The organism is Pedobacter vanadiisoli, from assembly GCF_042684385.1.
Lineage (GTDB): Bacteria > Bacteroidota > Bacteroidia > Sphingobacteriales > Sphingobacteriaceae > Pedobacter > Pedobacter vanadiisoli.
The window spans coordinates 73,311-89,076 of the sequence record NZ_JBHULL010000002.1 but is presented as its reverse complement, the minus strand read 5'-3'; the positions used below and the strand labels follow the sequence as shown (position 1 = coordinate 89,076).

The following is a 15,766-nucleotide window of genomic DNA, read 5'->3' as shown; positions in this document are numbered from 1 at the left end:
ATTAAGATGATGAATAAATTAATATGGTTAATAGCAGGCTGGTTCATGTTGCTTTCTCAGGGGGTATCTGCCCAGCAGGATGCCCAATATAGCCAGTACATGTTTAATGGCATTTATATCAATCCGGCTTATGCAGGCTATAAAGAAGTGTTAAATGTACACAGCTTTTACCGTAGCCAGTGGACAGGCATTACGGGTGCACCAAGGAGCATGTCACTTGCGGTTGATGCCATTGCCAATAGTGGTAATGTAGGTTTGGCGCTCCAGGTGGCCAGCGATAAGCTTGGCGCTCAAAACAACCTGAGTATTTATGGTAATTATGCTTACCGCATCAGGATGAATGATGATGGCAGCTCGCGTCTTGCTTTAGGCCTTGGCGTTGGTATGGTACAGCTGGGCATTGATGGTTCGTTGTTAAACCCCAACAATCCCGAACCCAATCAGCCTGTGGGTATGCAGAGCACCATCGTACCCGATGCCAGGGCAGGGGTATACTTTGCCAACGATAAATATTATGCGGGTTTTTCGGCCGATAACCTGATTGCTACTTACATCAATATCGACCGCTATGCTTTTATCCCTCAGCCCAAACCCCATTATTATTTAACTGCCGGTGCACTTTTTCCGCTTTCGGAAGATTTTCAGCTTAAGCCTTCTTTTTTATTAAAAGATGACCGTGGAGGCCCCACAAGTTTGGATTTAAATGCCTTTTTAATGATCAAGGATTTTATCTGGATTGGTGGTTCATACCGTACAGGAGTAAAACTGTATGATAAAAGTTATTTGCAACGCGATCTTACCCCTCGAAACTCTGCGGTAGCCGCGATACAGATTTTCCCTTCCGAAAAAATCAGAATCGGTTATGGTTACGATTTCTCAATCGGTCCGTTGCAGGGTTATAGCAGTGGTACACATGAGATTTCTATCGCTTATTCTTTTATCAGACAGAACATCAGGTTGGCAACCCCAAGGGTGTTTTAAACAAACTATATTCAGTATTTTTGACTAACTATCTAAACAGCATAATGAAGAAGATTCTAATAGGCACCTCCCTTTCTGCATATTGTTTATTCGTGTTCAGTTTTTCGGCAAGCGCTCAGTATGTATTAAAAGATGCCGATAAACAATACGAGCTGTTTAATTACAGCAAAGCAATAGATTTATACGAACAAGCCTATAAAAAGAAAGAAACCCTGCATACTGCCGAACGTTTGGCCAGTGCCTATGCCTTGGTTTACAACTATAAACAGGCCGAAAGCTGGTATGCTATTGCGGCTAAAATGCCAGGTAGTAGTCCTGAAAATGTTTTGGCTTATGCCCAGGCCTTACAACGCAATTCGAAATATAGCGAAGCAAAAGTGCAGTACCTCGATTATATTGATAAAAATAAAAACGTATCAGAAAAGCAGCGGGCAGTTTGGCTTGCCTCCTGCGATTCGGCTTTGAAATGGATCAGGAATCCGAAAAAAATCGAACTGATCAACCAAAAAACGCTAAATAGCACACAGTCTGATTGGGGAGCCGTTAACTATCAGGGAGGTGTTGTATTTACTTCCGATAGATCAAATACCGGACTAAATACCCAGGAGAGTAAACCGTTTTTAAGATTCGACGGCACAAAAGAACCCGATAAAAAAGTATACGGCTGGACAGGTAACGGATACCTGAAACTATATATCAAACCCTCGCCAAACGATAGCCTTCAGCTGTTCCCTATAAAAACAGGTACCAGGTATCATGTGGGGTCGGCAAGTTTTACCGCCGATGGAAAAACCATGTATTTTACACTTACCCGTATCACTGATGAACTCGAACGCTTGAAAAAACAACCAACAACCGTTAATGTAGAAATCTTTAGCAGTACAAAAGATGCCAATGGTGTTTGGAGTGAGCCAGTTTCATTTGCTTATAACAATGTGAACAAATATTCTGTAGGAGATCCTTTTATCAGTGCCGATGGAAGTAGCCTTTATTTTGCTTCGAATATGCCGGGGGGGCAAGGCGGTACCGATATTTATGTTTGCCTTAAAACGGATGGCGGTGCATGGGGCAAGCCCATTAACCTGGAAGAAGTAAATACCGAAGGTAATGAACGCAGTCCGGTTTTTGATGAAAAGGATAATTTTTACTTCTCCAGTGATGGTAGAGTTGGAATGGGTGGGTTAGATGTTTACCGGGCTTTAAAAGAAAAAGGCAAAATAGGTTATATCGAAAACATGGGTTATCCCTTTAACTCTCCACACGATGATTTTGGCTTTAGTTTAAATGAAAAAGGTGGTATTGTATACCTTTCTTCTAATCGCGAAGGGGGCTTAGGCAGCGATGATATTTATACCATTGATCAGAAAATGATTCTTGCTTTCAGATTAGAAGGCAGGGTGTCTGATAAAGACAGCAACCAACCCGTTGCAGGTGCGTTAGTAACGTTAGAAAGAGTAAACGGTACTGTCTTAAAAACCGAAACCGATGAGAATGGTCATTATAACTTTAATTTAGCTAAAGAATCTGAATACCATGTTTCGGCAGAGAAAACAAACTACAGATCGGATGTGAAAAGCCTTACAACTATTGGTTTAACCACTTCAAGTGTACTTACCCAAAACCTGCAATTGGAAGCTATTGTAATCAATAAAGCAATTAAACTCGAAAACATCTATTACGATTTCGATAAATGGAACATCCGTCCTGATGCAGCAATAGAGCTGGATAAATTGGTTAAAATCATGATCGATAACCCAACCATCTGGATCGAGTTAGGTTCGCATACCGATAGCAGGGGCAAGGATAGCTATAACCTGAAACTATCGCAAAAAAGAGCCGAATCTGCTGTAGAATATATTATTTCGAGAGGTGTTGATAAAAACCGTATCGCCGCAAAAGGGTATGGCGAAACACAGCTGTTAAATAAATGTGCCAGCGGGGTAAACTGTACCGAAGAAGAACACCAGCTCAACAGAAGAACCGAGTTCAAAATTGTAAAGCAATAAATAGAACTAAAAGTTAACTGTATTTTATTAATGCTCCTGCTGTACAGCAGGAGCATTTTTTATGTTATGCCGTAGCGCTTATCGCCATGGTTTGTTCCGTTGTGGCCTGTGTCTCCACAGGGCCATCCTTTCCAATTAGCCCCGCCCAGGTTTAGCAGACTTTCGTAATCTTGGTTTAAAGTGTAGGATTTTTTTAAAAAAAAACTAAAAATGTTAGTATTTTGTGTAAAATAAATGTCTAATGATTTTTATTTAAACTAAAAATATTAGTATTTTTGATCTGTTCATACCATTAAATAGCATGGAAAAAGAAAGGCAGATTATTCATATGGATCAAGATGCATTTTTTGTGTCGGTTGAAATCAGAAAAAATCCAAAACTATTGGGTAAACCCGTCATTATTGGTGGTGGTGGCGATAGGGGTGTAGTGGCCTCGTGCAGTTATGAAGCCCGGAAATACGGTATCCATTCGGCAATGCCCGGCCGAACGGCAAAACTGCTTTGTCCGCAGGCCATTTTTTTAAGGGGCGATATGGAAGAATATTCGCAGGCCTCGCACGAGGTTACTGAAATTATTGCCGATAAAGTACCTCTTTTCGAAAAAGCAAGTATCGATGAGCATTATATCGATATGACGGGGATGGATCGTTTTTTTGGCTGCATGAAATTTGCTTCCGAACTCAGGAAAACCATTATTAAGGAAATGCGCCTGCCCATTTCTTTCGGTTTATCCGTCAATAAAACGGTGGCCAAAATTGCTACCAATGAATCAAAGCCAGCTGGTGAGCGGCAGGTTACTTATCCCGAATTACGCCCTTTTCTCGATCCCTTGGCTATCCATAAAATTCCGGGTATTGGTCATGCCACCTATAAAAAACTGAGCGAGATGGGCGTAAGGCAAATCCTAACCCTTACACAAATCCCACAACAGCTAATGTTTAAGATACTGGGGCAACATGGACTGAGTTTATGGCAAAAGGCAAACGGCATCGATCTGGCTCCTGTAGTACCTTACCGCGAAAGAAAATCAATCGGTACACAGGCCACTTTTGAAAGTGATACCATGGATATGGCCAAATTAAAAGCCATCATCACAGGTATGGTAACCGGTTTAACCTTTCAGTTGCGCAACCAGAAAAAACTAACGGCCTGCATTACTGTGACCGTGCGCTATACCAATTTCGAAACCGTTACCCAGCAGGAGCGGATTCCTTACACCTCGCTCGATTCCTTTCTGATCAGCAAAGCCCATAGCCTTTTCGAAAAAGTTTATGCCAAAAGGATGCTGCTGCGTTTGGTAGGCGTAAAGCTGTCGCATTTGGTGAGCGGCTATGAACAAATGGGCCTGTATAATATTGCCGAAGAAGAATATAGCCTCTACCAGGCCATGGATAAAGTGCGTAACAGTTATGGAGCTGAGGCGGTAGTAAAGGCCTGCATTGTAACCCAGCCACCCCGCGATGAAAAAGGGAAAATAATTAAATACGATCCGCGCAAAAAGAAAATGCTGATCGAAAATGCTGCTGAAGAAGAACCGGAAATAAGAAAACGTTCAAAAATCAGAAGTTTTATGAGTGAAAAGGGAACCATTGGAATTAAATCTTACGACTGATGTTTTTGAATGTGCATTCTTCTTACAGCTTAAAATACGGCACGCAGAGCATTAATCAGCTGATTGCTACTGCACGGCATCTGGGTGTCCATCAAATGGTACTTACCGATATCAACAATTCAACGGGGGCAGTAGAATTTATCCGAGAGTGTTACAAACAGGGAATTGCCAAAGAAGCCGATGAGATACACAAAGGCAATATTCCGTATCAGATTAAACCGGTTGCAGGTATCGAATTCAGGATCGATAACAGGCTATTGTATGTAGGCATTGCTAAAAACAGGGAAGGTATGCGCGAGCTCAATGAGTTTTTAAGTTACCATAACATTTACAACATTCCACTGCCCGAGCTTCCACCCGAAATGAAAAATGTGTATATTGTTTACCCCTTTCAAAAAACTTTCAGCCAAGAATTAAAAGCAAACGAATATGTAGGCATCCGTGCCAAGCAGCTTAACTTTTTGTATAAACATTCGCTTTTAAAGCAGAAAGAAAAACTGTTGGTCTGGCATCCCGTTACTGTAAGCAATAAAATTACGTACCGCCTGCACGAATATTTTAGAGCCATTGAGCTGAATACATTGCTCAGTAAAGTACCTGATGAGCAGAAATGCGATCTCGATGAATTCCTGATCTCCGAAAGCGAACTCATCCGGCAGTTTGATCAGTATCCCTTTATTGTTCAAAATACACAGCAATTATTAGATAGTTGTGATCTGAGCATATATTTCGAAAATAGCCCGGTGCCTTCATCTAAAAATAAATTTTATTATACGGGCACTTTAGATGGCGACAAACAAATGTTGCGCGAGCTGGCCGCAAGCGGACTGAAATACCGTTATGGCGAAAATAATCCCGAAGCCGTTGCCCGCCTGGAAAAAGAACTGCGTATTATTGAGCTCAAAAATTTCTGTGCCTATTTTCTCATTACTTATGATATTGTAGATTATGCTATAAACAACTGTGGTTTTTATCATGTGGGGCGTGGTTCGGGAGCAAACAGTATGGTGGCGTACTGCCTGCGCATTACCGATGTAGATCCTATCGATCTCGATTTATATTTTGAAAGATTTTTGCACGAGAAACGAACCAGTCCGCCTGATTTTGATATCGATTTTTCATGGGATGAGCGCGAAACCATCCAGCGCTATATTTTTGGGCGTTACCCCGAATGGCATGTGGCTTTTCTGGGTACTATGAGCACTTTTAAAGACCGTGCCATTATCCGCGAAATTGGTAAGGTAATGGGCTTGCCTAAAGAGGAAATCGACAGTTTTACCGACCCGACCAAAGAAAAAGAAAACCTGGGGAATAAAACTTACCAAAAGTTGCTGGCCGTGCACCATTACATGAAAAACATGCCTAATCAGCGTTCTATCCATGCCGGGGGGATTTTAATTTCAGAAGAGCCCATCACTTATTATACTGCATTGGATATGCCGCCAAAAGGTTTTCCTACGGTACAGTGGGATATGTACGAAGCCGAAGCCATTGGGTATGAAAAATTCGATATTTTGAGTCAGCGGGGCATTGGCCACATTCGGGAAGCCGTACAGCTGATTCAAAAAAACAAAGGGAAGTCAATCGATATACATGACTTTCCAACTTTTAAGAATGATGCCAAATTGAACAGGATCTTAAAAGAGGGTCAACCCATAGGTTGTTTTTATATCGAATCGCCTGCCATGCGGCAACTGCTTAAAAAATTGAAATGTGATAATTACCTCACCCTGGTGGCCGCCAGTTCCATCATCCGCCCAGGAGTAGCCAGTTCGGGGATGATGAAATCGTACATCGAGCGTTATCACGCACCCGATAAGGTAGTGTATCTCTGCGATGTAATGAAGCAGCAATTGGCTGAAACCTATGGTGTAATGGTTTATCAGGAAGATGTGATCAAAGTATGCCATTATTTTGCAGGGCTCGATCTGGCTGATGCCGATATTTTGCGCAAAGCCATGAGTGGCAAATACCGGTCTAAACTCGCTTTTGACGAACTGGTGAATAAATTTTTCGCTTCAGCACGAATGGAAGGGCATTCTGAAGAGCTGATTACTGAAGTATGGCGACAAATTTCATCTTTTGCAGGTTACAGTTTCTCGAAAGCACACTCCGCTTCATTTGCTGTAGAAAGCTACCAGAGTCTGTACCTTAAAACCTATTATCCCATGGAGTTTATGGTTGCTGTACTTAACAATTACGGTGGTTTTTACAGCAGGTGGGTGTATGTTAATGAATTACAGAAAACCGGGGCAAAGGTGCATTTACCATGTGTTAACCATAGTGATGAAGTGGTGAATATACAGGGCAAAGAGGTTTACCTGGGCTTTATTGGTATTCAGGGTCTGGAAGAAAAAAATATTAAGATCATTCCCACCGAGCGGAGGAGCAACGGGCCTTACCTCGACCTGGAAGATTTTGTAAAACGGACCGGTATTTCATTAGAACAGGCTATTATTTTAATTCGCCTGGGTTGCCTGCGCTTTACCGGTAAAGACCGCAAAACCCTGCTTTGGGATGTGCACAATTACCTGGGCTTTAAACAAAAAAAGATAAATGGAGCCGAACTTTTTAAACTCAGTTATAAAACTTACCAGTTGCCCGAGCTGGTAGATTCGGCGTTGGAAAACGCCTATACCGAATTAGAATTGCTGGGTTATCCGCTGAATCATAAAATGTTCGATTTTCTGAAAACCCGTTACCGTGGTGATGTAATGGCTGCCGATCTGCATAAGCATTTAGGTAAAACCATCAGGATGGTAGGAAATTACGTATGCGAAAAAACAGTACATACCATTAAAAATACCAAAATGTGGTTCGGTACATTTTTAGATGCCAATGGCGATTTTTTTGATACCACACATTTTCCCAATGCAACGCCCATTTACCCTTTTAAAGGTAAGGGCTGTTACCTGATTTTAGGTAAGGTGGTCGAAGATTTTGGTTTTCAGAGCATCGAGGTGCTGAAATTTGCCAAACTTGATATTCAGTTGAACCCCGTAGCGATTAATTGAGAAAATGATATGAATTTAAAACTTAACAGAGACTGGTATTCAGTAGTTGTTTACCCTCATCCTGAAGTTATTAATGAAGTAGCTGTAATAAAAGATAAGTTTGCTGCTAAAATTGGATGGTATGCAAGCAGAAATTCAAAAGCGCATATTACGGTTATTGCATTTATAGCAGATCAATATGAGCTTGCTTTTTATATCAGACAAATTGAGAAATTTTGTTACTCGCAAAAACAGCAAGAAGTAGTTTTTGACCAACTGAGTTTATCGAAATTTAGTCGTGCAGCAGTTATGCTCCCAAATGATTCATCCAAACCTTATTTAAATGATCTTTTAAAGAGGCTTAGAAAACAGCTTAAAACAAGCCAAACCATAAACGGTAGCAATGCACATATTTCTATTGGCCGTAAGTTAAGTTCAAGCCAGATTGATCTGGCCGAAAGTTTATATAGCCATGTTAGCTTAAAGTTTAATTGTGATACGGTTGCCATACGAAAGTTTATTGAAACAAAAGGGCAGTTTGAAGTAATTAGAACTTTTAGATTTTTGGAAAAACCTTTCAATGATGCCCAACATTTACTGTTTAATTAATACCATTTAAAATCATGAGCCGAATAACTTTGCTAATCGGCTCATGATTTGGCTTTTTTTTGAGCCGAATAATATTTTGTATAAGCTTGTGTGTTTCCGTACATAATCAGCCTGACGATTCTATCGTTTATCAGCCTTTTCAGCAACATAATTTCTATATTTAAACCATGATTCATTTCAAAGCAGAAATAGAACGTTTCGACACCATGGGCGAAAAAACCGGCTGGAGCTACGTATTTATTCCCGAAGCTTTAGCTAACGAAATTAAAGCCGGGTGTAAAAAAAGCTTCAGGGTTAAAGGTAAGATAGATGAGCTCGAAGTTTCTGGACTGGCAACCATACCGATGGGTGCAGGTGATTTTATTATTGCTTTAAACGGCACTTTACGCAAAAAACTCAGAAAAGAAGCCGGTGCAGTAATCGAGTTGTTTTTAACAGAAGATAAAGATTTTAAAATTGAAATGCCCGAGGATCTCGAAATCTGCTTATCAGAAGAAGAACACCTGATGCAAAATTTCTTAAAACAGCCCAAATCGCACCAAAACTATTACATTAACTGGATCAATCAGGCCAAAACAGAAGCCACCCGAACCAAAAGACTTGTTATGACCGTTAAAGCGATGGATAAAGGACAGGACTTTGGTGCGATGATCCGTGAATCACAGGGTAAAACCTGAGTGAGGAAAAGTTTTGGTTAATAGTTGATGGTTTGATAACCCAGATATAGCCTTCTAAGAATTATTGCCCCTAAACCATTAACTTTAAACTATCGGCTATAATTCCTGAACCAGCTGTTCACCTTCATTTGGATAACCCCTAAAAAAGCTTCCCTGAAAATACGGGTACTCATTTTTGAAGTGCCTTCAGTACGGTCGGTAAAGATAATAGGTACCTCAACCACTTTAAAACCGAATTTTATTGCGGTAAATTTCATTTCAATCTGAAAAGCATAGCCCACAAATTTAATTTTGTTTAGCGGAATGGTTTCCAGCACGATTTTACGATAGCACTTAAAACCTGCAGTGGCATCCTGGATATTAATCCGGGTAACGAAGCGAACATACATCGAAGCAAAGTACGACATTAAAACCCTGCCCATGGGCCAGTTTACCACATTTACGCCTTTAACATACCTGGAGCCTATTGCTACATCAGCACCGTTTACACAAGCCTCGCGCAGGCGGGCCAAATCATCCGGATTGTGCGAAAAATCGGCATCCATTTCAAAAATGTAATCGTAATTTTTTTGCAGTGCCCAGTTAAAACCATAAATATATGCGGTGCCCAGACCTTGTTTGCCTGATCGTTCCTCGATAAACAAATGTCCTTCATATTCGGCTTGTAACGATTTTACAATTTCAGCAGTTCCATCAGGAGAACCGTCATCAATAATTAAAACGTGAAAAGGCTGTGCTAAAGAAAAAACCTTTCTAATGATTTTTTCGATATTTTCTTTCTCGTTGTAAGTGGGAATGATGACTAGACTATCTGACACGTTTGTTGTGGTTTAAGTAATTATAAGCTTTTGCGGCCTGTATGCGTATGTTATGCACTTTGCTTTTACTTTGCGAAAGTAAATATTTAATATGAAACCTTTATGAATTTTCATTAATTCAACTCGTTTTATTGCCTCATTCTGTTTTGTTCAAGGGGGTTGGTCTGGATTTATAATCCGGATCATTGTTCTACAGATTTGTAATCTGTTTATGCTGTTTAAAAGCATTACAAATCCTAAATACTGTTTCTAAACCCGATCGACGTGTAAAGCCCACAGACCGAAAGCATGAGGGGAAGGACTTGGAACAAAGAGCGGGAGAGCAGACCGCCAGGAACTTCAGTACTTTCTTCTCCAACACTTAGTGATTATCTCTCTCTTTAAAACACATGATATATACCTAAAGCATTGCCAGTCTGAACCTGCTGAAGCCTTACATTTTTACGTCTTTACAGAGGATTAGCTTCGCAGAGCCTGCGGATGCTGCATTGGCATTCAGAACGATAAAGAAATTTATCTTACCTCCTGCATTAATCTTTTAATCAGCTGCGAAAAAATAATCAATGCCAAACCTGCAATTAAAGAGTATAAGGCCAATGCTTTATAACCTTCGGTATAAGCTAGTAATTTGGCGGTGAGCGAAACATTTTCGATGCTCGACATTTCTGCACCAAGTTTGCCGGCAGCCAATTGACCAAAGGCACTCGATAAAAACCAGAGTCCCATCATCATCCCAAACATTTTTTTGGGCGAAAGCTTGGTAATAATAGACATTCCAATCGGGCCTAAGCAAAGTTCGCCCAGTGTAAACAGCAAATAAGCGAAAGTAAATACATTTAAAGAGCTAATGCCTTGCGCGTTGGCGAAGAAACGGGTAGCATAAAATACATAAAAACTGAAGGCCAGTAAAAGAAAACCAATACCAAACTTAACCACGGTATTAGGCTCAATTTTCCGTTTGTAAAGACCTAACCACAAGACACCCACTATCGGACTAAAAACAATAACAAAGAAAGAGTTTACACTATTGTTTACTACATTGGGGTCGATATTGAAAAAAAGGATTTTATTATCGAGGTTATCTTTGGCGAACAACGATAGCGAACCACCGCTCTGCTCAGAAATTGCCATAAAAATAAAATAACAGAAGATAAATACAAATGCCGCAAGCAGTTTATACTGCGCCTTTTTATCTTTTATCTTAAAGGTTTCGTACAAAAAATAAATCATGGCGATTACCCCAATGGTATACATAAAATAGTCGGTAAAATCGGTGTTTTTTACCATAATGTAAATTAGGGGTATGCATAAGATAGAGCCAGCGTAAACCGAAATTTCGGCCACTTTTTGCCGGTTTTTTTTAAGGTGCAGTAAAGGTGAAATGCCAATCGGTCCTAAATGTTTTTTGGTAAAAATAAATGTACTCAAACCGAACATCATAACCAGGGCAGCTGATAAAAAGCACAGGTGCCAGTTGTAATATTTTCCCAAATAGATGCACATGGCACCGCCCAGTAAACCACCTACGTTGATACTTGCATAAAATAGACCATAACCGGCATCTCGCCTGTTATCTTTCTCATGGTAGAGTTCGCCAACCATCGATGAGATATTGGGTTTAAAGAAACCGGTGCCTATAATGGAAAGCGTAATGCCAATATAAAATAAATCGTGTGGCGAGAAAGCCAGGATCAGGTTACCGATAATCATTAAAGAACCGCCCCAGAAAAGTGATTTACGGAAGCCCAAAATCCTGTCGGCAAAAATGCCACCAATAAAGGTAAATGCGTACACAAAGGCTTGAATAGCACCATATTGTAAGTTTGACCGCTGATCGCTAAGACCAAGCTGGTCGACCATAAAAAATGCCAGTACACCCCGCATGCCGTAAAAACAAAAACGTTCCCACATTTCTACCAGCGAGAGGTGCCAGAGCTGCTTAGGATATTTGCCTTCAAAGTTCTGGATATCTTCTATTGAAACTGTTTTTTCCATGAAATTGGATTAAAAAATTAAAAGCCCGATCAGGAACCGGGCTTTATTTAAATTTATTTTTTTGCTATTAGTGAACACCATGCATCCATTTGCGTAATAACGGGCTTAATGCAAACATAATTAAACCTGCCACAATTGGGATAATGGTAAATATTAAGAAAAATGTTGAGATAGAATAAGCGGAACTGATTTTATCGATCAGCGATCCGGTAGCACCTGCAAGGTAATTTCCGATGGCAGTACAGGTGAAAAACACACCAAACATTAAACCTACCAAATTAGCTGGTGCAAGCTTACTTACATAAGATAAACCTACCGGAGAAATACATAACTCACCAACGGTATGGAAGAAGTAAGCAAAAACAAGCCAGAACAGGCTTACTTCTGCCGAAGTTGCACCTTGTGGAATCGCCGAACCACCATAGGCCAAACCAGCGAAGCCAATGCCTACGAATATCAGACCAAATCCGAATTTTACTGGGCCGCTGGGATTAAACCTGGTTTCCCAGATTTTTGAAACGATAGGCGCTAAAGATACAATAAAGAAAGAGTTAAGTACACTGAACCACGATGCAGGTACTTCAGTGCTTACAGAAGCCAGCTCACGGTCTACTTTCCAGATAGCCAGCACCCAAATAATGGCAAAGCTCAATAAAGTAAATAAAATAGTTGCTGGGTACTTTTTAAAGATTTTTTTCGCTAAAGAGAAGAGTACGAAGGTTACTGCTACCAAGGGGAATATGGTAAGGATACTATCTACCCATTTAAAAGTTGTAGCTGCTCCGCCGGTTAAATTCCTTAAGGTATAATCTTTGGCAAAAATAGTCATCGAACCACCTGCCTGTTCAAATACCATCCAAAAGAAAATGGTGAAAATAGATAAGATGGCAATAACCCATAAACGCTGGCTTCTTACTTTTGCCGGAATTTCTTCTACCGTTGGATCAGCTTTTTCAACCGCTTTGGTTTTATCTACAGATGCACCAATTACCCCAAATATTTTTTGGCCGAAATAGAATTGTAGCATACCGAAGAGCATAAAAACACCTGCAAGACCGAAACCGTAGTGCCAGCCTACTTTTTCGCCAATGTAACCGCACATTAACATACCAATAAAGGCACCCGAGTTAATACCCATGTAGAAAATGGCGTATGCACTGTCTTTTTTATCGCTGATAGGAGGGTAAAGTTTACCTACAATTGAAGAGATATTTGGCTTAAAAAATCCGTTACCCACAATCAGTAGCAGTAAACCCAGATAGAAAAAATTATTACTAAAGCCTTCAAGTGCCATAGCTGCATGGCCAAGGGTCATAATAAAAGCGCCGATGATAACAGCTTTTCTATAACCTGTAAATCTATCGGCAATTAAACCACCTAATATTGGTGTAAAATATACTAAACCTGTGTAAATAGCATAAAGCTGTAAGGCCTCAGGCCGTGGCCATCCCCAGCCATTTTTACTTAAATCGCTAACCAGGAACAGTACCAATATGGCACGCATTCCGTAATAGCTAAATCTTTCCCACATTTCGGTAAAAAAGAGCACAAAAAGGCCCACCGGGTGGCTAAATAATTTTTCTTTGGATACACCTTGACTTTCTAAATGGAGGTCTAGCTCTTTATCATGGTCAATACTAATGGTCTCATTAGATTTTTGCATAAAATAATTGTTGGTTTTAGTTTATGAATTCAGAATTTGTGTGTTGTTTAAGTTAGTTTAGCAGAGCGCAATATAGTCAGCGGATGGCAAACTCACAAATTTTTAAATGATGTATCAGGTAATGAAGTTGTTAAGTTTTGTTAAATCCTAAAACTTCCTGACCGGTTTAACGTTTTTCTTTGGATCTGCATAAAGCTCATCGTTCGAATTAGGATCGTTGTTAAGTGTAAGTTCTTCCTGTAATTTTAATCTGCCACCAATAATTTTGAAACCATCAAAAGTACCGTCCGATCCATAAAATTCAAATTTGCCTTTTACTTCAGGATCAAAAGAGGCCAGGTGATCGAACACAATCATACCGGCTTTAACATCGGTTTTAAGCATCATGGCATTCGATTTGGCATATTCAAATATAACCCTGTTTTTTCCTTTCAGTTCTTTTCCGTCAAAAACAGGTGCACCAAGAGTTACATTATCCTTATCAAATGAAAGGATTTCGATTACTTTTTTGGTGGTGGCCTGCGTATTTCCTTTCCAGCCTAACAATACATAATAAGGCAGACGGTTTCCACTGGTTACGGGTATGATTTCGTAATAGCGGGCACCAAACCATTTCTGATTGCCGGTAATGGCATTTGGGTCGTTCATATTATCTGTTTGATCGATCAGCGGATAGAGCTTTAACGGGCCATTTTTAGTATTCATCTGTATGGTGCCATAGTAGCGATAACTGCCATTTTCGAGCTGTATGTACCAGGTTAAAGTTCTGAAAGCCTGATCAGGTGATTTGATTACAGAAACATTTTTTAACGAATCGAAAGGGTAGGCAAAAGAATTGGATGTTTTTAAGGCCTCAACTAATAGTTTAACGAATTTACCGTTAATTTCGAGTTTCTCGTTATCGCTTAATGCATTTGCTGTAGCTGTAGAAATTTTAATCAGCGAATCCTGAAAAACATCGAGTTTACCAGAGGTTTGTTGTGCTTTTACACTAAAGCCCAGCAGAACAATAAATAGCAGGAAAAGCAATTTGAGGTTCTTCATTATCATGCTCGATCGGTTATTTTACAGCTATCAGTTTATTTATGCTATTTTTTCTATAACCAGTGCGCTGGCACCACCACCGCCGTTACAAATGCCGGCAACGCCGATTTTGCCATTGTTTTGTGCCAGTACCGAAAGCAGGGTAACTACAATGCGGGCACCGGAGGCTCCAAGCGGGTGACCTAATGAAACTGCACCACCATTAACATTAACCTTTTCTTCGCTGAGCTCAAGCAATTGATTATTGGCAATAGAAACTACAGAAAAAGCCTCGTTAATTTCGAAGAAATCTACGGCTTTAATGTCAATATTGGCTTTATGTAGAGCTAACGGAATCGCTTTTGAAGGGGCCGTAGTAAACCATTCCGGGGCCTGCTGCGCATCGGCATAACCTAATATTTTGGCCAGGGGTTTTAGTCCCAGTTCTTTTGCTTTATCGGCACTCATTAAAACCAGCGCTGCTGCACCATCATTCAGGGTAGAGGCATTTGCAGCGGTAACCGTTCCGTCTTTTTTAAAGACAGGTTTCAGCGTTGGTATTTTATCAAATTTAACAGTTGCAGGCTCCTCATCGGTATCAATTAATGTAACATCGCCTTTTCGGTCTTTTACCTCTACAGCCACAATTTCACCTGTAAATTTTCCGGCGGTTTGTGCAGCCTGTGCTCTTTTGTACGAGTTAATGGCAAAATTGTCCTGCTCTTCGCGGCTAATCTTACATTCGGTAGCACAAAGTTCTGCAGCCGATCCCATGTGGTAATCATTGTAAACATCCCATAAGCCATCTTTCACCAATCCGTCAGTCACTTGTCCATGACCTAAGCGATAGCCATTCCTGGCTTTATCAAGGTAGTAGGGTACATTGCTCATGCTCTCCATGCCGCCAGCCACAATAATATGGTTATCGCCATTGGCAATACTTTGTGCTGCGAGCATAATGGCTTTGGTACCCGATGCGCATACTTTATTGATAGTAGTAGCCGGTAAATCGGGTAAACCGGCAAATTTTGCCGCTTGTGTAGCCGGAGCCTGGCCTAAATTGGCCGATAAAACGTTACCCATATACACTTCCTGAACCTGTTCGGGCTTTATGCCTGCTTTTTCTATCGCTGCTTTAATGGCAAAACCACCAAGCTGGGTAGCAGAAAACTGGGCTAAAGCACCACCAAAACTGCCAATAGGCGTTCTAACAGCCGATACGATTACAACTTCTTTCATGTAAACTAAATTTTTTATGATTTTTTGGTTAGGCCGCTAAGTTAGTTAAACCTTGCAAGGTTTAAAAATAACGTATAAAAAATGATTTTAGCACGCTGATAATAATAAGTTCTGGAAAGCAAAACCTGTGGTGCTTAGGGTTGTTCCGTC

General features: G+C 40.4%; 11 protein-coding genes. 6 read left to right on the top strand and 5 right to left on the bottom strand.

Going from position 1 to position 15,766, the window contains the following annotated elements:
- Positions 1 to 6 precede the first annotated feature (6 nt).
- From ACFSR6_RS00775 to ACFSR6_RS00750, 6 genes are all read left to right on the top strand, one after another.
- Positions 7 to 981 (top strand): PorP/SprF family type IX secretion system membrane protein, encoded by a 975-nt coding sequence (locus ACFSR6_RS00775; protein WP_379073775.1) that lies wholly within the window; start codon positions 7 to 9, stop codon positions 979 to 981.
- 44 nt (positions 982 to 1,025) lie between these two features.
- On the top strand, positions 1,026 to 2,987 hold the full coding sequence (locus ACFSR6_RS00770; protein ID WP_379073773.1) for an OmpA family protein: 1,962 nt from the start codon (positions 1,026 to 1,028) through the stop codon (positions 2,985 to 2,987).
- Positions 2,988 to 3,288: 301 nt separating this feature from the next.
- Positions 3,289 to 4,599 carry a DNA polymerase IV gene (dinB, locus tag ACFSR6_RS00765; RefSeq protein WP_379073771.1) on the top strand — a complete coding sequence of 437 codons (1,311 nt, stop codon included), beginning with the start codon at positions 3,289 to 3,291 and terminating at the stop codon, positions 4,597 to 4,599.
- Positions 4,599 to 7,613, top strand: a complete 3,015-nt coding sequence (gene dnaE, locus ACFSR6_RS00760) for a DNA polymerase III subunit alpha (protein ID WP_379073769.1) — start codon at positions 4,599 to 4,601, stop codon at positions 7,611 to 7,613. Before dinB ends, dnaE begins: the two co-directional genes overlap by 1 nt.
- A 9-nt stretch (positions 7,614 to 7,622) precedes the next feature.
- A complete protein-coding gene (locus ACFSR6_RS00755; protein WP_379073767.1) occupies positions 7,623 to 8,201 on the top strand; it encodes a 2'-5' RNA ligase family protein in 579 nt (192 codons plus the stop codon).
- A gap of 167 nt (positions 8,202 to 8,368) precedes the next feature.
- Complete coding sequence (locus tag ACFSR6_RS00750; RefSeq protein WP_379073766.1) at positions 8,369 to 8,878, top strand: YdeI/OmpD-associated family protein; 510 nt, start codon at positions 8,369 to 8,371, stop codon at positions 8,876 to 8,878.
- 89 nt (positions 8,879 to 8,967) lie between these two features.
- Here the strand turns inward: ACFSR6_RS00750 and ACFSR6_RS00745 are convergent, their stop codons facing one another.
- The 5 genes from ACFSR6_RS00745 to ACFSR6_RS00725 all read right to left on the bottom strand — a co-directional run bounded on the left by ACFSR6_RS00745 (position 8,968) and on the right by ACFSR6_RS00725 (position 15,616).
- Complete coding sequence (locus ACFSR6_RS00745) at positions 8,968 to 9,696, bottom strand: polyprenol monophosphomannose synthase (protein WP_379073764.1); 729 nt, start codon at positions 9,694 to 9,696, stop codon at positions 8,968 to 8,970.
- A gap of 513 nt (positions 9,697 to 10,209) precedes the next feature.
- A complete protein-coding gene (locus tag ACFSR6_RS00740; RefSeq protein WP_379073762.1) occupies positions 10,210 to 11,691 on the bottom strand; it encodes a peptide MFS transporter in 1,482 nt (493 codons plus the stop codon).
- Positions 11,692 to 11,758: 67 nt separating this feature from the next.
- Positions 11,759 to 13,354, bottom strand: a complete 1,596-nt coding sequence (locus ACFSR6_RS00735; RefSeq protein ID WP_183761126.1) for a peptide MFS transporter — start codon at positions 13,352 to 13,354, stop codon at positions 11,759 to 11,761.
- Positions 13,355 to 13,501: 147 nt separating this feature from the next.
- Entirely contained in the window at positions 13,502 to 14,398 is an 897-nt protein-coding gene (locus ACFSR6_RS00730; RefSeq protein ID WP_379073760.1) for a hypothetical protein, read from the bottom strand.
- 39 nt (positions 14,399 to 14,437) lie between these two features.
- Entirely contained in the window at positions 14,438 to 15,616 is a 1,179-nt protein-coding gene (locus ACFSR6_RS00725) for an acetyl-CoA C-acyltransferase (protein WP_379073758.1), read from the bottom strand.
- Positions 15,617 to 15,766: the final 150 nt, after the last annotated feature.

Bases quoted from the DNA above. Each gene is read 5' to 3' on its own strand.
- ACFSR6_RS00775 (WP_379073775.1), top strand. From the start codon at position 7: ATGATGAATAAATTAATATGGTTAATAGCAGGCTGGTTCATGTTGCTT.
- ACFSR6_RS00770 (WP_379073773.1), top strand. From the start codon at position 1,026: ATGAAGAAGATTCTAATAGGCACCTCCCTTTCTGCATATTGTTTATTC.
- dinB (WP_379073771.1), top strand. From the start codon at position 3,289: ATGGAAAAAGAAAGGCAGATTATTCATATGGATCAAGATGCATTTTTT.
- dnaE (WP_379073769.1), top strand. From the start codon at position 4,599: ATGTTTTTGAATGTGCATTCTTCTTACAGCTTAAAATACGGCACGCAG.
- ACFSR6_RS00755 (WP_379073767.1), top strand. From the start codon at position 7,623: ATGAATTTAAAACTTAACAGAGACTGGTATTCAGTAGTTGTTTACCCT.
- ACFSR6_RS00750 (WP_379073766.1), top strand. From the start codon at position 8,369: ATGATTCATTTCAAAGCAGAAATAGAACGTTTCGACACCATGGGCGAA.
- ACFSR6_RS00740 (WP_379073762.1), bottom strand. From the start codon at position 11,691: ATGGAAAAAACAGTTTCAATAGAAGATATCCAGAACTTTGAAGGCAAA.
- ACFSR6_RS00735 (WP_183761126.1), bottom strand. From the start codon at position 13,354: ATGCAAAAATCTAATGAGACCATTAGTATTGACCATGATAAAGAGCTA.
- ACFSR6_RS00730 (WP_379073760.1), bottom strand. From the start codon at position 14,398: ATGAAGAACCTCAAATTGCTTTTCCTGCTATTTATTGTTCTGCTGGGC.
- ACFSR6_RS00725 (WP_379073758.1), bottom strand. From the start codon at position 15,616: ATGAAAGAAGTTGTAATCGTATCGGCTGTTAGAACGCCTATTGGCAGT.